Source organism: Streptomyces sp. NPDC058664, assembly GCF_042716635.1.
Taxonomy (GTDB): Bacteria; Actinomycetota; Actinomycetes; order Streptomycetales; family Streptomycetaceae; genus Streptomyces.
Genome location: NZ_JBHXRW010000034.1, coordinates 59042 through 77101, shown reverse-complemented (window position 1 = coordinate 77101; position 18060 = coordinate 59042). Strand labels below are relative to the sequence as shown.

Below are 18060 nucleotides of genomic sequence, written 5' to 3'. Positions count from 1 at the left end.
CGTGATCTTTCTTCTGGGTTTGCGTGGCGGCGCCGGTGTCAGCGGGTGGGGTGCAGTATCCATCCCGTGGCGTGGTCGAGCCCGAACAGTCCGCCGTTGAAGGGGTGGAGGCTGGAGTCCGGTCCGGGCGTCTGGTTGATGGTGAGACGGTCGGGTACCGGAAGCTGCCACAGCAGGCGCCCTTGGACAGTGAGGTCGTATGCATACAGCGTTGCCTGCTCTCCATCTGGGACCCAGGGCAGGACATAGGCGACCGTGTCGGTCAGGATGGCCTGGGCGTGCGCGGCGACTATGGGGATCCGCAGCGGATCTCCAGCGAGTTCCGGGGTGTCACCGGTCACGATCAGCACGGGAGTGGACCGGTCGCTCTGATCGATGACAGCCGCCATGACCCCGTCGTCGGTACGGACGATGTCTTCGAGCTTTTGACGTGCTCCGTCGACGGCCGGCCGGACCGGCTGGATCCGCTCGACACCGTGGGGGCCGGTGAACGCGAGTCCTCCGTGATAGTGGATCAGCAGTCGGTCCGCGCCCTGGGCATGGACCGACTGCACTGGACCGGGTATCGCGGCACGCCAGAGATTCCTGCCGGTCGCGGCGTCCAGCGCTACCACAGTACGGTCCGCTGGCGCATAAACCAGTACCCGGCTCCCGGCCAAGAAGACTGGATCGGACGCAGCCCTCCGCGGGTCGCCGAGCCGGACACTGGTGTCCACGCGCCAGGCCTCCCGACCACTGTCTAGCTCCTGGGCGAAGACCTCGGAACCCAGCCGCCCGTATACACGGGCGCCGTCCTGGACATAGTCGGTGGTACGGACGCGTGCTACCCGCTCGCCGGTCTTCGTGGAGTAGATCTCGACGTGGCGGTCCGTAATGCTCGACAACCCACTCAGGTGCGGCTTCTTGCTGGTACGTGTGGCGACGAACGCGTTGCCGGCAACGGACAGCTCGACGTGCTCTGCGCGGTCGTAGGGATGCCAGATGCAGCGAAGGAGCACCTCTCCCACCCCGGACAACAGCCGGAACTCGGAACGGGGCTTCTTCTGCTGGTGATGGGCGGCTGCAATCAGCGGCCCATCTACACCGGCCGGGGCTGCCAGGGTCACATACGCTGATCGGGGACGGAACATCTCTCCGAGCGGTGTACGCCACCGCTGTGTGAACCCGTCATCCTCCATTCGACCTGCCAAAAGATTCCCGTCAGGGTCCACCTGGTACACCGCAGGAGGTGCGACCTCAGCAGCAGCGGGAAGCACCAGAGAGGGCCCGCCCGGTAGCGCCATAAGTGACCGCGGCACATCCCGCAGTCCCTCGGCCGCCACGGCAGGCAATGGGGTATGTGCACGAACGGCACCGTCCGGGGCGGTGCCACTGCAGTTCAGCACGGCCTCGGGCGATTTCTGAGGCGTACAACCAGTTAGAGCGACCAGCAGACCGGCCGATATTCCTGCCACCCTCCGCAGATAGCCTGGCCGACTCCAGATATTCATAAAACTCCCCTTGCGCCCTCGGCGGCGGTGAACCAGTTTTCGGCGGCTATTCTGCACCGAATGTTTCCCATCAGCGGAGGTGTGCTGTACAGCGCAGAAAAGCGCCGGGACACCCAGCTGCGGCGTCGTGAACCACGGTCGGTCACATATGATGCTCCCGTCAGCCGGGCGGCGCCCACCACCCGTCAAAAAGCCCCGCAATGGCGCTCACCTGCAGCTTCACCCCAAAACCCGCACCTATAGCGCGCTTCTGCGGGGAACGCGGGCACTGGGAAAACGGGCCGCGGCCGAACTCAAAAAACGCTGGCACACCCTCAAGCACGTCACCCTCAGTCCCAGTCGAATCAGCACCATTGTCAAAGCCGCCCTCGTTCTCAGCAATACCTTGCGATGGCTTCCAATGAGAAACCTCAGCGAACCTCTTTCATCCTGTGCTGGAGGGGGAAATGGGCTGGTCAGCGGGTGTGGTGACGAGGCAGGATCCTTCGTCGGTGGGGTGGTGATTCCACTCAGCACACCGGCAACCGAAGGGGCCCTGTTGGTTCCGTAGCGAGCCACGCTCGACGTCCCGCACGAACTCGTTGAACATGGTGCCTGGCCGCTGTACGAGCATCGCCGGACCCGCAACATCCGCTGGCGCAAGTTCGGCTGCTTCGGCCAGGCACTGCTCACGCCGGTCCACTTGCGCAAGAACGAGACGTTCGCCCGACTCGGCGCCACACCTTCGCGATATCGCAGGCCACCGCCTGGCGATACGTGGAAGAGGCCCTGGACGTCTTCGCGGCCTGGGCACCAGGCCTGCATGAAGCTCTGATCGGACTGGGCGAGGGCGATCACGTCATCGTTGACAACACCCTGATCCCCACCGACCGTGTCCACGCCGACCAGCCTTGCTACTTACAGAAGCACAAGGAACACGGCATGAACCTGCAAGGCCATCGCCCGACCTGACAGCACACCGCTGTGGTTCTCCCGCGCGACACCCGGCCGCACCCACGACCTGACCGCGGCCCGCGCCCACGGCACCGTCCAAGCCTGCCTCACCAGACAGATCCTCGTCCTCGCCGACCGCGCCTACCAGGGCGCCGGCGCCACCGTCCGCACCCCCTATACCACCACCGCGAACAGCCCGAGCACTACCAGCAGTTCAACTGCAACCACGCCCGACTCCACGCCCCCGGCGGACGAGCCTTCGCCCCCGTTCAAGCCAGCCTGCTCGCTGTCGCCAAGCTACCCCCTCCCATCCCACAACGATCGCCGTCGCCGGTCACATGCTCTCGTCGCGGGAAGTCGCCCGATCACGCTGCCACTCCGGACTGTCTTGGAAGTGGTTGTCATAGAGTTCCTGAGATTCCCACAATTCCTCGAAGGTAGCCTGCCCCTGCCGCACCCTGTCCAGCAGCCGGAAGTACCCGAAACGCTCGATTCCTGGTGAGGTAACGATCAGAAGGTCGGCGCTTGAATCAGACGTGGCAGCAAAGGCATGCGGGGTGCCTGGCGGAACGGCAGCTACGTCACCCTCCTCCAGGGTCACAATTTTCTTGCCTGCGAGAATCCGTGCCCTGCCACTCAGAACGTAGAAGAGCTCAGTGGCCGAGGTGTGGTGGTGGGGTGTGGCCCCGTCGGCGCCTTTCGCAAGTATCACTCGAAGGCTGCTCAGCGCGCCGCCGATGGAACTGGACTCCAAGAGCAGCCGGCCGACAGTCGGCCCCTCGCCTACCACTTCCGCATTCACGCCGCGGGCGATGACTGCTTCAGAATTGTTCGGAACAAATAGTGACATAGCAGTCTCCTGGTCCAAATACTATTCCAGTGACGGATGTTACGGCCTGCTAGTGCGGTCACATACGGAAGGAGTGCAGGGCGCCTGTCACTTTACCGAACTCGCCTCCAAAGGAGGAATCGCATCATCCTCTCACCTTCACTATATAGGTCAACTTCCTGACTGCTCGGTGAAGTGACACCCTGCCGACTCTTATCTTTATAGACCAATCTAATTGGAGGCCTAGCGGCAGGCCTGAGTAGTTCCTGCTCTACTCAGACCTCCGAAGCATGGGACTGTAAATTGTTCGGCTCTGGCTCACATTCGGTGGTGACAGATCGTGCACGTTGAGCATGTCCATCGCGCGGAGAGTACGACTGGCGTCCTGGCCTCGATGTTTCGAGGAGGACGGCATCGTGCCGGACCATCGGGCTTGTCGCGGCGAACTCTCACTACCGGACACCAAGTGATCGGCCGGATTCTGGAGGAAACCGGCTATGAGGCGCCGATCTGCGGTTTCGTGGCCGATGTCCTGTCCGTTGCCGTCATGACCCACCGTCACCACCGAATATGAGACAGAGCCGAACGATTGACAGTCCCCACCGGCGCCGTCTCGCGCGTTCTCACGTCCTTCCGCGCCACCTCAGGGAAGGACCGGTGTATCAGCCGGCCTGGCAGGGCCTTCCGGGGGTTGGAGGGTTCCGGCCGTGGTGACGACGATCAGGGTGTCCTCGTGCGACCAACGGCGCGCTCCGGTTTTCGGCGGGTTGAGGAGCGGGATCCGGGAGTCGCCGGGTCGGTAGCCGAGGACGGTGGCGCCCTGCCGTCCGGCGGCCTCGACGAGCACGGCGAAGGGCGCTTCGGTCCCGGCGGGGACGTAGTCGGTGGCGAGGCGGAGGCGGACCGCGTTGCCCGCCGGGGAGAAGAGCTCGTCAAAGGCTGCCGCTAGTTCGGTGGTCTGCGAGACCTGGGCCATGAGCAGGCCGACAAGCCGTCCGCCGACCACGAGGTCCGTGTGCGGGCCGATGGGGGCGAGGGGGCGGTGGTGGGCGTCCGTCAATTCTGCGACGACGGGGGTCCAGCGGCCCGACTCGCGCTCGGCGGCGCGGAGCCGGAGAAGGGTGACGAGGGTGTGTTCGTCGGGGTCGGGGTGGCCGTCGGGACCGCCGAGGACGAGGACGTGGTGGGTGAGGTCAGGGGCGGGGAAGGTCCTCTCGCGGACGGCCTCCCAGCCGTTGCGGGCGAGGCCGTCGACGATCTCCGGGCCGCGCCGGTTCCAGCCGAGGACGTGGACGCGGCGGGGGGCGGCGCGGGTGTCCGCGACGGTCGCGGCCTCCGCGGAAGGGGGTGGCGGGAGTGGCGGTGCCGGGGTCGTGGTCCAGGTCGGTGGGGTCTCGTCCTCGGCCAGGACGACGACGGCGTCACCGGGGCCGAGGACCGTTCGCGGCGGCGGGTTGAGGAGTGGCGAGCCGTCCGGGCGTACGAAGCCCACCAGGCACGCGTCCGCGCAGGCCGCCCGCAGTTCGGCGAAGGTCCGGCCGCGGAGCCCGGGGACTCGGTGGACGTGCAGCTCGGCACCGGCGAAGTCGAGCAGGTCCTCCAGGACGTGTGACAGCCCGGGTTCGAGTACGCACTGGATGAGGATCCGGGCTGCGATGCCGTCGACGTCGAGGACGACCGCGCCGGGCCCGGCGGCGAGCCGGGCGGTGGCGACGTGCCGGGTCTGCCGGACCGCCGCCACGACCCGTACCGGGCGCGCGTCGCCGACCACGGCCCGCAGCGCGAGCAGCGTCTTGACGACCTGGGTGTCGGCCTCGGGGGTGTCGGGCGGCAGCACCACGACCGCCCCGGCGGCGGCCGGGCTGACGCGGGCGAGAGCCGTCGGGTCGGCGGGGCGGCCCCGGCGGCAGAGCAACCGGACGCGTCGGCCGCCGACGGCGGTGAGCACCGCCCGTAACTCCCGCTCCATGTCGAGCTTGTCGCGGTCGGCCAGGACGACGATCGCACTGCTCCGCCGCTGGGCATGAGCGGCGAGCAGCTCGGCGACGAGCGTCGGAGTCTGCTCGGACCAGCCGAGGACCAGCGAGTGGCCGCGCTCCACGACCGTCGACTGGCCGCGCTGGAGCTCGGTCAGCCGGTCGGTGATCGCGGTGGTGACGAGGCCGATGAGGGTGGAGACGTAGAGCAGGGAGACAAGGGCCAGCAGGACGGAGAGGACGATCCGCAGCGGCGGGCCGACCTCGCCGCCGAGCCGGAGGGTCTGGCCGACGGTCCGCCAGACGGTCGCCACCTTGCCCTGGACGGTGTCGGGCGAGCGGTTGTCGGTCCAGACGAGAAGGGCGCTCGTCGGTGCCACCACGGCCAGGCAGACCAGCGCGAGCCAGCCCGCGACCGTGGTCATGCCCTTCACCACGGTCCGGTCGACCCAGTACCGCGTCCGGTCCCGCAACGACGGCGCGGGCCGGTGCCGGGGCGGGCCGGAGGCAGGCAGGGGCGGGACGGCCGCGGGGCGGGACGGCCGTTGGGGCGGGACCGTGTACTCGAGCTCCTTGCGCACGTCAGCAGGGTGACGGCGGCACCGGGGCGAAACGCCGTCGACGGGCGCCTTTCATCCTTTCGGGCAGGCGGCCGGGAGTCAGGCGTTCGACCCGCGGACGCCGCCGCGCTCCTCCGCGCTCCCCCGCGCGCCCTGCGCCGGGCCGGGTCGTGGTTCCTCAGGTGCGGAGGTACGAGGCTCCGTCGGGGACGGGGACGGGGACGGGGACGGTGCCGGGGCCCGTTCGGCGGGTGAGGCGAGCCGGACGAGGGCCGAGGCGGTCTCCTCGGGTCCGGCGCCCCGGCCGGAGGGGGCTCCGGCACGAATCGCGTCACCCTCGACACCGGCCGGGCGGGGCGCCGCAGCCGCCGGCCGGGGATCAGCCGTCGGTGGCCAGGAACACGGAGGTGACCGGTGCGGTGTGGGAGACGTTGACGCCTCCGCCGCCGGTGAAGTCCGCCGTCTCGTTGCCGTTCCAGTCGGAGATCGGGGAACCGCCGCGCGCAAGGTGCAGGAAGCGGCCCGGGGCGTCGGGAGCGGAGCCGAACTGGAAGACCGGCTGGGCGCCGGTGCCGCTGCGGGTATACGGCGCGTACTCCACGTACGGCCCGCCCGGGGTGAGCTGCTTGCTCAGGACGTTGTCGTGGAAGACGTTCTGCGGCCCGGAGGATCCGGCCCACTTCGCCGCCTTCGCGCCGGCGGCCCACCAGATCGGGTACCAGGTGCCGGTCTCGACGCCGCCTCCCTCACCGCCGCAGTTGGCGGTGCAGTTGCCCGGAGCGTGTTCGTAGGGCACGCGGACGGTGTTCTTCTCGAAGAGGTTGCGGCGCTCCCAGCCGCCGTGGAGGTTCAGGTCCGAGTCGAAGTCGTTGCCGTGAACGACGTTGCCGGAGGAGGACCACTGGAGGGTGAAGTGGCGCAGGTTAAGGGTGGTGCTGTTCGCGTACAGGGAGTCCCAGACGCGGCTGCCGCGGAAGTAGCCGTTGCCGCCCTTGCCCGTGTTCCAGGCACCGTCGAGGCGGTTCTTCTCGAACTGGAGGTTCTTGGCGACCTCGGTGACGACCGGGTGGGACCCGGTCATCTCGGAGCCGACGCCCCGGGCCCACGAGTCGGCGGCCCATTTGTAGACGAGGCCGTGCAGGGCCGCGTCGGGCGCGAGGTTGCCGTAGTTGTTCTTCGCCTGCTCCGGGGTCAGGCCCGGTACCTCCTGGGTGAAGGAGAAGTTCTCGAAGCCGACGCCGACCACCATCTTCAGCGGGGTCACCTTGCTGACGTACGCGGTGCCTCCGATCGGCGCGGAACCGTCGGAGGTGGAGTCGAGGGGGAGGTCGAACTCCAGCGGCTTGTCGAGGGTGACGGTGCGGTCGGCCGCGTTCACGGCGCTGATGCGAAAGACCTGCTGGCGCATGTGCAGATCCTCGTACTGGCTCGTGTCCGTGGCGCCCTGCTGCTCGTAGAACGTGCGGCTGTTCGCGGCGCCCACCCACAGGTGTCCGCCGATGCGGAACCGGGTGGTGTCGGCGTTCGAGGCCAGGTGGACGACCTGGCCGCCCTCCCGGGCGGAGTAGGCGGAGTCGCCGGTCGCACCGCGCAGCTTCACACCGGAGGCCCAGTGCTGGTTGACCGAGCCCCCGTAGAGGTCCTTGCGGTCGGCGGGGGCGGCGGCCCACTCGTCGGCGTAGCGCGGGGCGACATCACGGGTCTGTACGCGGAAGAGCCCTCGGCCCGGCCAGATCCAGCCGCCCTTGGCGGTGTCGACCCCCGCCTCGTAGGTCATGGCGTCCTGGTCCCAGCGACTGCCGTCCTTGGTCAAGGTGTCGTAGCGGGTGTTCTCGTCCGGCGCGAAGACGATCCTGGTGCCGCCCGCGCCGCCGCTCTGGCCACGGAGGACGAGGTAGTCGGCGTCCACGGCGATCTGCCGGGTGACGTCGATCCGTCCGACGGGCAGTTCGATCAGGGAGAGCCGGTCGAAGGTGGCCGCGCCGCTGCACTGGGTGCGGACGTGGTCGATGGCCTGCTGGAGTCCGGTGGAGTCGTCCACTCCGTCGTCGGGCCTGACCCCGTAGACGGTGTCCATGCGCTGCGGAGTGATCCGGCAGGATTCGTTCCGGTTGGACTTCTCGCTGTCGGGGAGGGCTGCACCGCTGCGGTAGCCTGCCCCGGTCCAGTTCGGCAGGCCGGGCAGGGGGGCTTCGGCGGTTCCGCGTGGCGAGGTCGCGGGAGGAGGGCTTCGCCTGGTAGCGGTGCCGGTTGATGGTCTCGATCGCCCGGTGGGTGGCGCCGCCGAGGGGCAGCTCGTAGAAGTCGACGGCCACGTAGTTGGGCTTCTTGCGGGCGGCAGGCCCACAGTGGTTCAGCGCCCGGTCGACGAGTTCGTCGCCGTTGTCGATGGCGGCCGTGATGACGGTGGGGACGTCCCTGAACTGGTTCATGACGAACAGCGGGGAGAATCCGGCCTCGCGGTGGGTGAGCGGACGGTCGCCCCAGCGACTGAAGCACTCCCACTTCGAGCCCAAGGCGCCCAGGCTCCAGTAGCTCTCGACCGTCCAGCGTCCAGTCCCGGGCCTCGACGGTGATCGGGCGGCTGACCACGGTCGTGTCGACGGTCCGCGCGTCCGGCTGCGCCTCTTCGGGACGCATCCGGGCGTCACGGACGCGGGGAGCACGAGGGCCCTGTGGCGGGACGGGTGGTCAGTGCGGACCGAGGGCCCGATGGGGCATAGGAGTGGGTCAAGCGGCCGAGGCGGCGCGGGCAGTCCGCGAAAGCGTCGTGCGTCGCGTCCGCCGGTCCGGTTGTACCTTGCGGTGTCGAGGCGGATCTCCGCTGCTGGTAGCCGGCGGGCGGGCCCGGATCGGTGTGCGGGACCCAGGACCTGAGCCGGCCGCACGGGACCGCGGACCGAGACCGGGGCTGCGTACAGAGCCGGGGACCCGAGCCGGCGGACGGGTTACAGGGCCGGGACCGCAATCCGGATCGGCGTACACGGGGCCGGGCCGGGTCCAGGGCCACGGGGCCCGGGCCCGGGTCTGCGCACGGAGCCGGTGGTGCGGGCCCGGGTCGACGTACGAAGTCGGGGCCTGAGCCCGTACCCACCGCGCGGGGCGGGCGGCCGTCACCGGGCCCGACGGAAACTTTCCCGGGTCCGGTCGCAACCTCGAGGGGTGACGCACGTCTGGTGGTGTGAAGGCGCCCTTCACAGTGATCCACCCGCCCGTGTCCGTCCTTTCCTCGGGAGAACCCCATGTCCAGCCACGCCAAATGGAACTTCCGCCCCCGTCCCCGCATCCTGGGCGTCGTCAGCGGTGCCGCGCTCCTCCTCGGCGGCGGCGGCTTCGCCGCGCAGGTCATCGCCGACTCCGGTCCGCAGCCCGCGCCGGCCGCGCTGAAGGTCTCAGTCCCGGACGCGACCCCGGCGGCGCCGGCTGCCGCCCCCGCTCCGGCCGTCGCCCCGAAGACCAACGCGCCCGGCACTCCCGCCCCGGTGGCCAAGCCTGTCGCCGCTCCGGCTCCGGACGCCGCTCCGAAGGTCGTCGCGCCCGGCAAGCCCGGCCCGGCACCCGCACCCGCGCCTGCCGCCGCCCCGAAGGTTCGCCCTGCCCCCGCACCGGCATCGGCGCTCGAGCCGACGGTCGCCCCCGCGCCCGCCCCGGCCCCGGCCGGTGTCGCGCCCCGCGTCCAGAAGTAGCAGTACGCGGTAGCACCGAGGAGCGGGTGGCCCGGCCGGGCTTACGCAGGTCCGGCCGGGTCGCCCCTCCGTCCCGCAACGGATCGAGGACCGTGCAGTTGTCTTACGCCATACCCGTACCCGGACGACCGGACCGATCATCGCCCTGGTGGGGCCGGTTGCTCGCCCGCACGCCCCGGCTCCGGACCCGGGTCGACGACGCCCCAGGGACCGTACGGGGACGGCACCCGCATGCGGTGGATGCCCCGGAGCGCCAGGGGCCACCGCCCACCCTCACCGAGCTGTACCGGGCCCGGCGGCTCGACATGGTGCGGCTCGCCCTGTTCCTCGTCGACGACCTGCACACCGCCGAGGACGTGGTCCAGGACGCGTTCGCCGCCGTGTGCCGGACGTACGGCACCTCCCTGCACGGGCTCCAGGACCCGGGCGCGTATCTGCACACCGCCGTGGTCAACGCCGCCCGTTCCGTCCTGCGCAGGCGCCGCACCGCGCGCGCGTACACCCCGCCCCACCCGCTCTCCGCACCGCCCGTCGACGAGGGACTGCTTCTCGCCGAGGAGCACCGGCGCGTGCTCGACGCGCTCGCGCAGCTGACCGGGCGCCAGCGCGAGGTCCTCGTCCTGCGCTACTGGTCGGAGCTGACCGAGGCACAGATCGCCCAGACGCTCGGGCTCTCGCGCGGCACGGTGAAGTCGACCGCGAGCCGCGCGCTCGACGCCTTGGAGAAGAAGCTGGAGGCGGGCGGATGAGACCGCATGCCGAGGACCCCCTCACCGTCACCGAGGAGCGGCTGCGCGCCGCGTTCACCGCGCGCGCGGCCCTCGTCACGTACCGGGACCTGCGCCGTGACGAGCCCCCGGAGGGGCGGAGCCGGGGGCTGCGGCGGGTACGCACAGTCGCCTTCGCGTCGTTGGGGGCCGTCGCCGCCGCGGCGGCCGTGGCGGCCGCGTACCTGTTCTTCCTGGTGCCCGCCGGCACGGTCTCCCCCGCTCCGTCGCCGCCCGCCCGGCCCCCGGACGTCAGCGAATCCCCGGTCACGCCCACCCCCTCCCCAGCCTCCCCGTCGGTCACAGGACCGGAAGCGGCACACGAGCCGGGGACGATACGGCCGCCCGGTGGCGGTCCGGAGCCGGAGGCCGTACCGAGACCCGGGGCGGAGCCGGCGGCGGGGGCGGTTCCTCCGCGGCCCGGAGCGAATCCGGAGCCCGCCGGCAGGCCGTAGCCGGCGAGCCGGGTACGCGCGGTGCGTGCCAGGGGTCGCGGGCGCGGAGCCGGTTACCGGCGGCGGACCAGGGTCACGGCCATCGCTCCGTGGCGGCGCAGGAAGGTCACGGCAGGTTCCGGGGCGGGCTGCTGAGTGGAGTCGAACATGGGCCTCTCCCTGGGGCGGGTGTGGGACGGCCGGTCGGTCGACGCGGCGATCCGCACGTTCAAGGAGGAAGGGGTCAGCCGCGCGGCTCCTGGCGCTCTCGGCTGCGAGGAGGCGCTCCGACTCAGCCCGCCGGCAGGAGCGCTCATCCTCTGCCCCAGTCCGGAGAACGCCGAGAAGACCTCGCAGGCGGTGTGCGGTTTCTCCGAGATCGCACGCGAACGGCACCGGGCCGCCCACGCACCGACCGTGCCGCAGCCGCGCCCGCCGGCGGACCCGGAGACCGTCCTCGTTCGGTTCACCGCGTGGGAGCGGTCACGGCTTGCCGAGGGCCTTGGCTACGTCACCGCCCGCAGGATCACCGAGGAGCTCGACCTCACGACCCCGGAGGCCCTCGTCCTCTACCGGACACGCTGTGGGAGGGGACCCCGGAGTGCCGTGTGGCCCCTGTGGCGCCTGGCGGAGGGCTGAGCGGCGAGCGCCGGTGCGGACGTGCGCCACGTGGGTCGGTGCGAGCATGGGGCGACCCGGCCGGGGCAGGATGACGCCATGAAGATACTGGTAGTTCTGGTGGTTGTCGGTCTGGTCGCGGCGTGGTACCTGCAGTCGCGCAAGCGGCGGTAGCCGCTCGACCACGCCGTTTCGACCACGTCTGGCCGGTCTTCGCCAGGCGGGACACCACCGGGCGGCGACGTGGCCGGGTACGCGAGCGCGGACCTCGCGGAACACGTTCGACTCGGCCAGTCGCAGGAGACGAAGGCGGCGGTGCCGCACTCGGTGCTCTTCAGGATCGAGTCGCCGCCGAAGCCACCGGTGAGGATGCGGTCCTCGGAGCCGGGCCCGCTGACCGCATCGTCACGACGAAGGCCGGCACCCCGCGTGCTCGCGGCGGTGCCGGCCTCATTGCCGGGGTCGCCGCGGCCGACCGGTCCTGCCGCGGTGTCCTCCCGGTCGGCCGCGGCGAGGGCCGACCGTGGTTCAGTCGGTCAGGGTGGCGTGACTCCGCATGGCGTAGTAGTTGGCGCGATACGCGTCGTGGACGGCGTCACCGGCTATACGCAGCAGCGCCTCGTCGTTCTCCCGCAGCGAGGACACGTCGAGATTGTGGGAGCCGGTGAAGGTCCACTTGGTGTCCGGGCGGCCCGCGTAGTTGCCTTCTACGAGCAGGTACTTGGAATGGACGAACATGTCGTCGCCGGTGGTCGTGGTGCCTTTGTCGAGGAGCAGCTTGTACGGACGGATGCGGGGGTGGGCGAGGGTGGTGAGCTGGTTGCTCTCGCGGTAGACGATCTCGATCCAACAGCCCTGGTCGGCAAGAGTGCGGAGCTTCTGGGCGACGGCAGAGCGGTGGAGCGCCCAGGCGGCGATGCGCACGACCGTTTTGTGGGAGTCGGAGCCCACCGTTGTGTTACCCGTGCAAGTGACGTTGTCGAGGATGTCGACGACGATGTCGCCGGAGGACTGGGGGAAGAAGTAGTACTTCTCCGCGCCTGCGGTGCTGGCCTGCCGGAAGTAGTTCGTGTCCCTGCGTTCGGCGGCCAGGTCGTTGAAGTAGTTCACATATGCCGTGTACAGCTCGGTGTTGCCGACCGAGGTGTAGGCGTTGTTCCAGAACCTGGTGGTGTTGCCGGGAGTCTGGTTGGCCGAGGTCTGTATGACCACGTCCTCGGCGAGACCGGCGGCGCCGACACGGGAGAAGGTGAAGAACTTGTTGTGGTTGATGGGGTTGACGGGCGGAGTGCCGTCGTTCCACGCCGCGTCGGTGTCGGCGATGCAGGCGCGGCCGGTGGGACAGATGTGAACCCAGGAGGGTTGGGTCATGTCTGTGCCCAAGGCATCGGTCAGTGCCACGGCGGCGGGCGAGTCCGACTCGGAGTGGTCGAGGACGACGCGCACCTGGACGCCTCTGGCGTGTGCGCGCTGCAGTGCACCGGAATAGTCGGCGTCCGTCAGGGCGTACATCGAGGCGCGGAGCGTCCGGCCGCCTTCGGTGGCTTCGATGGCGTCGATGATGTGCTGCTTGACGGCGTTCTGCTGCTCAGGCGTACCGGTCGGGTCGTTGAACACCGCTCCGGTGGTGGGCAGCGGCGGGGCTGCCACTGCGGTAGGCGCCCCGGCGAGGAGCTGTCCGTACAGTCCCCCGATCAGTGCCCCGACCAGCAGCAGCCTCATGGCGGTTCTCCGCATGGCTCTCCGATCTCCTGTTCTTTTACGGTGGCATGTCATGGCGTAGATCATTCTCACGCCCTCGGCAGTGCGCCCGCCCACCGGCCCGCCCAGCTCGGCGAACGGCCACCGCCCCTCTCCCCGAGGGAGTGAGGACGGCCGCGTCGACCTCCTGTGCGCCGACGCGCTCGACTGCACGGGACTCGACCGCTGCGACGTCACGCCCCTCTTCCGGACCTGATGGGTTCTGGTCCCTGAAGGAGTTCCCAGAGGACTTCGGGCTCACCGACGATGCGTCCTGAGCAACTTCAGAAGTGGAGCAGGATTCGATTGCGGAGGAGCTCGAAGCCTGCGCTGCCGAACATCTGACGCTTCAGCATCTTGATCCGGTCGGCATGGCCCTCGACGACTCCGGAGTTCCACGGCTGCGAGGGTCCGGCAGTGACGGTGTCGAGGTCTCGCTCCAGATGCCGGGCGAATCGCTGGAGGCTGGGCAGGCCGGCGGTCGTCGCGGCCTCGATCCACTTCGGCTCAGCGGCACGGGCAGAACGAAGGACCGTGCTGAAGCCCATGCCGACCTGCCGGGCATGGACCGTCTGCTGTGGCCGGCGGGCAGGAGCGCGTGGACGGTTGCATGCTTGGCGCGGGTACGTTCGGCGGGCCGGTGCCCTGTCGGCCACGGCGACGGCATGGACGGATGTGACGCCCTTGGGCCTCCTCCGGTGCCGGTGCCGGTCGCAGGCAGACGCGGTGCCGGGCTGCCCGGAAAGCCAGGCCGCGAACGCGTCCGCCCCTCGGTCCGGAAGGAGGTCCACCGGCCGACGTGTCTCGACCGTGTCTCGACGCCGACGAACACCGATCCGTAGACCCGGCCCTTGCGCTGTGCGAACGCATCCACGCCGACCACGCGGGGCGTGACGCCAGAGGGCGTCTCCTTTGCCCTGGAAGACCTCGAAGGATCCCGGCTACGAGGCCAAGAAGGCCCGCGTCGAGTACCTCTACGCCATCGCCGACGGCGAGGTCCTTCCCGAGCCGGGCGAGCCGAGGTCGCATTCTGCCTGGACGAGCTTGGGCCGCTCAACCTCCAGCCCCGTCCTGGTCGTCAGTGGGCAGAACGCGGCGGCAAGCACAAGGACCCCGAGCGCGAACCACGGCCGCGCCGCCGCGCGACCTCCACCCGCCCACACGGGGTCCGGCACCTGTTCGCCGCCTACGACCTGGGCAAGGACCAGCTCTACGGCCACGTCGAGAAGACGAAGAACAGGTCGAGGTTCCTGGAGTTCTGCCGCTACCCGCGCTCCCTGCGCCACTTCACGCTCGACGGCACCGACCACCCCAGCCACCGGGCCCAGGGCAGCATGATCCGCCGCTACGTCATCCGGCGGAACGAGAACGCCACCGACAAGCGCCTCAAAGCTCTTGTGAGCAGGGCCGACGCCGCCTGACCCGGTGCGGCAGGCGGCGTCACCACAGGTGCAGGAAGCTCCGGGCATCGCCATAACCGTCGAGGGCCCGCCCGTCCGCGTCCGCCGGGTCGGCCTCGACCCGCGCCGCCGGCGACTTCGCCGGCGCGAGGGCCTCATCGCTGAGACGCCCGAAGCGTCGAGCGGTGTGCCCCAGGCACAGGCCGGCCGGCCCGAGCAGTGGGCTTCCCGGCACTGCCCGCGTCCCGACCCGCACGTACCAGTGCTCGACGAACTCCACGTCGTCGTCGTTCAACGCAGCCCCGACCAGGACGCCCGCCGCCTCGCCCTTCACCGAGCGGTCACGCAGAGCCCGCTCCACCGTCTCGATCACCACCTCGTGAGGCAGAACCGGAGGGTTCTCGAAGCTCAGATGAGAATGCGTCCCACGAGACTACGCGGACCACATCCGACATCTGCCTGCCGCCGCCCCGCCCGGCAGGACGAGGCGAACGTTGCCTGAAGCGGCACTAGAGTCATGATCACTACAAGTGGATTTCCTACGAGGAGAGTTCATGAGGACCAGCCTCCGCAGACGCCTGTCAGCGGCCGTCATCGCCCTGGTGCTGACCGCAGGCGCCATCGGTTCCGCGCAGAGCGCCACCGCCGAGGAGACGGCGCCGGCCGAGACGGCCGCCGTACCGGCGCTCGGGCCGCTGTTCAACACCCCGACGTCCGCCGACCCGGCCGCGCAGAACGCCATCAAGAACCGCGTCCGCGAACTCATCGCGGCCGCCGACGACGGCTCGACGATCCGCATGGCGATGTACCACCTGTGGGACACCACCATCACCCAGGACCTCGCGAGTGCCCACAGCACCCGCGGGATCGCCGTCCAGGTGGTCCTCGACGAGACGACGGTCAGCGCCCCGGAGGGCGACCCCTCGTCGTACGACACGCTCAAGGCGGCGCTCGGCACCGACATCGCCAAGAGCTCGTACGTCACCCTGTGCGCCAAGGACCGGTCGTGCCTGGGCTCGACCACGAGCGGGATCAACCACAACAAGTTCCTGCTGTTCAGCAGCGTCGGCGGCGGCGCGGCGACACAGGTCGTCCTGCAGACGACCTCGAACCTGACCCCCTCGAACTACTCCCGTTACTGGAACAGCGCCGTCGGCTTCGCCGGCAACCCCACCCTCTACGCGGCGTACACCTCGTACTTCGCCAAACTGACGCAGCAGAACCGGGCCGCCTGGGACTACACGTACGCCGGCGCGGGCGACTACAAGGCGTACTTCTTCCCGCGCGCCGGAACCACCGACGAGACCGACACCGTCGTCAACACCCTCGACAACGTCGGCTGCACCTGGAGCGACTCGGCCGGGGCCCATCGCACCGCGATCCGCGTGGCGATGCTGAAGATCACCCGCCAGGCGGTCGCCGACAAACTGCGCTCCCTCGCGGCGGCCGGCTGCACGGTCGACATCGTCTACAGCGAGACCGACACCGGCACCTGGAACGCCCTCCACGGCCAGTCCCGTCTCACCCCCCGTTGCTACCAGCACGACCACGACTCCGTCTCCGGCACCCCGAACCGCATCGTGCACTCCAAGAACCTCATGATCGACGGCATGTACGCGGGGGCGCGGGAGAAGCTGGTCTTCACCGGCAGCCACAACTGGAGCGGCCCGGCCCTGCGCGACAACGACGAGACGATGCTGCGGATCACCACGCCCGCGGTGTACGACGCGTTCGTGGCCAACTTCGCCCAGACGAAGGCCGCGGCCTTCCCGGGCACGGCGGACGACACCGGCGCCTGCCGCTGACCCCCGCCACGGCGTCCCGCCCGCCGGCTGCCCCTGCCCCGCACAGGCCACCGGGGCGGGCCCTCCGCCACACCCCCGATGCCGTGGTCGGCGCAGCCGGCAGGCACCGCTTCACCAGCGGTGGTGCCATGGACGTGCCTCTCCGGCCGGGGAGGCTCGGAACCAGATGGCTCCGGTGCGCCCCTGGGCCCCCGGGCCTGTCCGCTCCGCCCGGTCCGTCCGCCCTGCGGGCTGGTCCCGCCGACGACTCCACGCGAAGGCCGGCACGCCGAGGTCTGTACAAACGCTGTCACCCCGTCAATCATCTTGTCATGTACCTGCGGCCCGAAAGGCGGGCCGCGGTCTCATGGAGGTGTGGGATGCACCAGAGACTTTCCATCGGCCTGTCCGCCTCGGCCCTCGCCCTGTTCGCCACCGTCGCCACCGCCCCTGCCGCCACGGCCGCCCCTGCCGACAAGCCCCAGGTGCTCTCCAGTTGGACGCAGACCAGCGCGTCGAGTTACAACCTCTGGGCCGCCGCCCGAGCCAACCAGGGCGCCTGGTCCGCCTACGCCTTCGACTGGTCGACCGACTACTGCTCCACCTCGCCGGACAACCCGCTCGGCTTCCCCTTCTCGATGTCGTGCGCCCGACACGACTTCGGCTACCGCAACTACAAGGCCGCCGGCACCTTCAGCGCCAACAAGTCCCGTCTGGACAGCGCCCTGTACGAGGACCTCAAGCGCGTGTGCCTCAACTACAGCGGCGCGACGAAGACCACGTGCAACAGCACGGCATGGACCTATTACCAGGCGGTCAAGGCCTTCGGCTGATCGACCCGTGCCGCGCCGTTGCACCCCGCCTTCCTCCCTCACCCATACCTACCTGTCAGCCGCACGGGGGCGACTCCCGGCGGGGGCGGGTCTGCGTCTCGGCATACACATGAAAGTGGCTCCGGCAAGATCTTCGTAGCCGGAGGTCATCTCGGTGACACGGTCGGCGGTCCGCAACGCGGCCGGTCGGCCCGCCGACCCACGATCGCCTCCCGATGCGGCAACACGTTGCGCCCCGCATCCGGCGGCGGCTCCGCGGGCTCGCCGTCACCGCCCTGGGCTCCGGTTCGCAGACGCCGGTCTTCTCCTCGCGGTGCACCACCTCCAGCGGGTACTGGACTTCAGCCCGCCTCGGGCCGGACCCGCCTTCGCGCCCATGACCCTCGGCATCTTCGTGATGTCCCGGATCACACCCCATCTCCGTACCCGGCCCACTGCTCGTCAGCGGAGTGTTCACGGGGCTGGTGTTCATGCCCGCCGCCGTGCTCGTCGTGGGCGACGTCGAGCACGAACACACGGGATCGGCCCCTGAACTACTCCAGACCACCCAGCGGCCGGAGAGAGCGAGCGGTCTCCGTGAGGCTGGTGATGCTGCCGGCCGCGTACACGCCGGCCACGCTCGCCGCCCCCTGGGGGCCCGTCACGACGTGGCTGCCCGCGACCTGTCCGAAGAGCTGGAGCTCCGCGGTCTCCACTCCCAGCCCGCCGAACCCGTCGAGCCGGGCGGTGAAGCGGGGCGCGACCACCACGTTGCCGATGTCCGACCGACGCCCGTCGGCCGGCACCACATCCCGCAACCGGCCCTCCCCGACGTCCAGGTACGACACCTCCCCTTCCACCACTCGCGCGCCCCTCGCGGCGAGACGCGCGCGCCGTGTCATCAAGCCGCGGTCCGATGTGCGTGAACGCTGCCCGACACACCGGCCGCCACAGGAAAGCAGTCGTGTCGTAAGTCCGAGCCGCGGCCGCGTCACGCCGGCCCCGGACGAGCCGCGCCGCGGCGGCGCCCC

Annotated in this window: 13 protein-coding genes and 4 pseudogenes; 9 read left to right on the top strand and 8 right to left on the bottom strand. The window is 70.0% G+C overall.

All coding sequences use genetic code 11. The features are described 5' to 3' along the window. Positions 1–38: 38 nt before the first annotated feature. Complete coding sequence (locus ACFWUY_RS25890; RefSeq protein ID WP_384113775.1) at positions 39–1106, bottom strand: PQQ-binding-like beta-propeller repeat protein; 1068 nt, start codon at positions 1104–1106, stop codon at positions 39–41. A 532-nt stretch (positions 1107–1638) separates the two neighbouring features. Between ACFWUY_RS25890 and ACFWUY_RS25885 the strand changes: the two are divergent. Together ACFWUY_RS25885 and ACFWUY_RS25880 are read left to right on the top strand one after the other, a co-directional pair. Continuing rightward, a pseudogene (locus ACFWUY_RS25885) lies at positions 1639–1860 on the top strand (hypothetical protein); the annotation flags it as partial. Positions 1861–1986: 126 nt separating this feature from the next. Beyond that, positions 1987–2699: pseudogene (locus ACFWUY_RS25880) on the top strand (transposase family protein); the annotation flags it as partial. Between the two features lie 58 nt (positions 2700–2757). On the opposite strand, the gene ACFWUY_RS25875 reads toward ACFWUY_RS25880, so the two are convergent. The 3 genes from ACFWUY_RS25875 to ACFWUY_RS25865 form a co-directional block, all read right to left on the bottom strand. Beyond that, positions 2758–3273 (bottom strand): cupin domain-containing protein, encoded by a 516-nt coding sequence (locus tag ACFWUY_RS25875; protein ID WP_384113772.1) that lies wholly within the window; start codon positions 3271–3273, stop codon positions 2758–2760. 622 nt (positions 3274–3895) lie between these two features. Continuing rightward, positions 3896–5809 (bottom strand): NAD-binding lipoprotein, encoded by a 1914-nt coding sequence (locus ACFWUY_RS25870; protein WP_384113769.1) that lies wholly within the window; start codon positions 5807–5809, stop codon positions 3896–3898. 358 nt (positions 5810–6167) lie between these two features. After that, positions 6168–7865, bottom strand: a complete 1698-nt coding sequence (locus tag ACFWUY_RS25865) for a hypothetical protein (RefSeq protein ID WP_384113766.1) — start codon at positions 7863–7865, stop codon at positions 6168–6170. Between the two features lie 1165 nt (positions 7866–9030). Between ACFWUY_RS25865 and ACFWUY_RS25860 the strand changes: the two genes are divergently transcribed. The 4 genes from ACFWUY_RS25860 (at position 9031) to ACFWUY_RS25845 (ending at position 11314) form a co-directional block, all read left to right on the top strand. Then, on the top strand, positions 9031–9474 hold the full coding sequence (locus ACFWUY_RS25860; RefSeq protein WP_384113763.1) for a hypothetical protein: 444 nt from the start codon (positions 9031–9033) through the stop codon (positions 9472–9474). A 92-nt stretch (positions 9475–9566) separates the two neighbouring features. Further along, positions 9567–10223, top strand: coding sequence for an RNA polymerase sigma factor (locus ACFWUY_RS25855; RefSeq protein WP_384113760.1), 657 nt, complete (start codon positions 9567–9569; stop codon positions 10221–10223). After that, a complete protein-coding gene (locus ACFWUY_RS25850) occupies positions 10220–10696 on the top strand; it encodes a hypothetical protein (protein WP_384113757.1) in 477 nt (158 codons plus the stop codon). The genes ACFWUY_RS25855 and ACFWUY_RS25850 overlap by 4 nt, the downstream gene beginning before the upstream one ends. Before the next feature lie 147 nt (positions 10697–10843). Further along, a complete protein-coding gene (locus ACFWUY_RS25845) occupies positions 10844–11314 on the top strand; it encodes a hypothetical protein (RefSeq protein WP_384113754.1) in 471 nt (156 codons plus the stop codon). Positions 11315–11821: 507 nt separating this feature from the next. On the opposite strand, the gene ACFWUY_RS25840 is transcribed toward ACFWUY_RS25845, so the two are convergent. Further along, positions 11822–13030: a phosphatidylserine/phosphatidylglycerophosphate/cardiolipin synthase family protein gene (locus ACFWUY_RS25840; protein WP_384113749.1), complete on the bottom strand. Its 1209-nt coding sequence runs from the start codon at positions 13028–13030 to the stop codon at positions 11822–11824. A gap of 287 nt (positions 13031–13317) precedes the next feature. Beyond that, positions 13318–13539 (bottom strand): annotated as a pseudogene (locus ACFWUY_RS25835) (transposase); the annotation flags it as partial. Positions 13540–13951: 412 nt separating this feature from the next. Here ACFWUY_RS25835 and ACFWUY_RS25830 point away from each other — a divergent pair. Continuing rightward, positions 13952–14454, top strand: a pseudogene (locus ACFWUY_RS25830) (IS630 family transposase); the annotation flags it as partial. A gap of 19 nt (positions 14455–14473) precedes the next feature. Here ACFWUY_RS25830 and ACFWUY_RS25825 read toward each other — a convergent pair. Then, positions 14474–14809: a hypothetical protein gene (locus ACFWUY_RS25825; RefSeq protein WP_384113743.1), complete on the bottom strand. Its 336-nt coding sequence runs from the start codon at positions 14807–14809 to the stop codon at positions 14474–14476. A gap of 178 nt (positions 14810–14987) precedes the next feature. Here ACFWUY_RS25825 and ACFWUY_RS25820 point away from each other — a divergent pair, with 178 nt between their 5' ends. Further along, positions 14988–16238 (top strand): phosphatidylserine/phosphatidylglycerophosphate/cardiolipin synthase family protein, encoded by a 1251-nt coding sequence (locus ACFWUY_RS25820; protein ID WP_384113736.1) that lies wholly within the window; start codon positions 14988–14990, stop codon positions 16236–16238. A gap of 359 nt (positions 16239–16597) precedes the next feature. Continuing rightward, positions 16598–17050 carry a phospholipase gene (locus tag ACFWUY_RS25815; protein WP_384113733.1) on the top strand — a complete coding sequence of 151 codons (453 nt, stop codon included), beginning with the start codon at positions 16598–16600 and terminating at the stop codon, positions 17048–17050. Between the two features lie 533 nt (positions 17051–17583). Here the strand turns inward: ACFWUY_RS25815 and ACFWUY_RS25810 are convergent. Further along, entirely contained in the window at positions 17584–17892 is a 309-nt protein-coding gene (locus ACFWUY_RS25810) for a hypothetical protein (RefSeq protein WP_384113730.1), read from the bottom strand. Positions 17893–18060 lie beyond the last annotated feature (168 nt).

Coding starts and splice junctions, on each gene's coding strand:
- ACFWUY_RS25875 (WP_384113772.1), bottom strand. CDS start 3,273: ATGTCACTATTTGTTCCGAACAATTCTGAAGCAGTCATCGCCCGCGGC.
- ACFWUY_RS25865 (WP_384113766.1), bottom strand. CDS start 7,865: ATGGACACCGTCTACGGGGTCAGGCCCGACGACGGAGTGGACGACTCC.
- ACFWUY_RS25860 (WP_384113763.1), top strand. CDS start 9,031: ATGTCCAGCCACGCCAAATGGAACTTCCGCCCCCGTCCCCGCATCCTG.
- ACFWUY_RS25850 (WP_384113757.1), top strand. CDS start 10,220: ATGAGACCGCATGCCGAGGACCCCCTCACCGTCACCGAGGAGCGGCTG.
- ACFWUY_RS25845 (WP_384113754.1), top strand. CDS start 10,844: ATGGGCCTCTCCCTGGGGCGGGTGTGGGACGGCCGGTCGGTCGACGCG.
- ACFWUY_RS25840 (WP_384113749.1), bottom strand. CDS start 13,030: ATGCGGAGAACCGCCATGAGGCTGCTGCTGGTCGGGGCACTGATCGGG.
- ACFWUY_RS25820 (WP_384113736.1), top strand. CDS start 14,988: ATGAGGACCAGCCTCCGCAGACGCCTGTCAGCGGCCGTCATCGCCCTG.
- ACFWUY_RS25815 (WP_384113733.1), top strand. CDS start 16,598: ATGCACCAGAGACTTTCCATCGGCCTGTCCGCCTCGGCCCTCGCCCTG.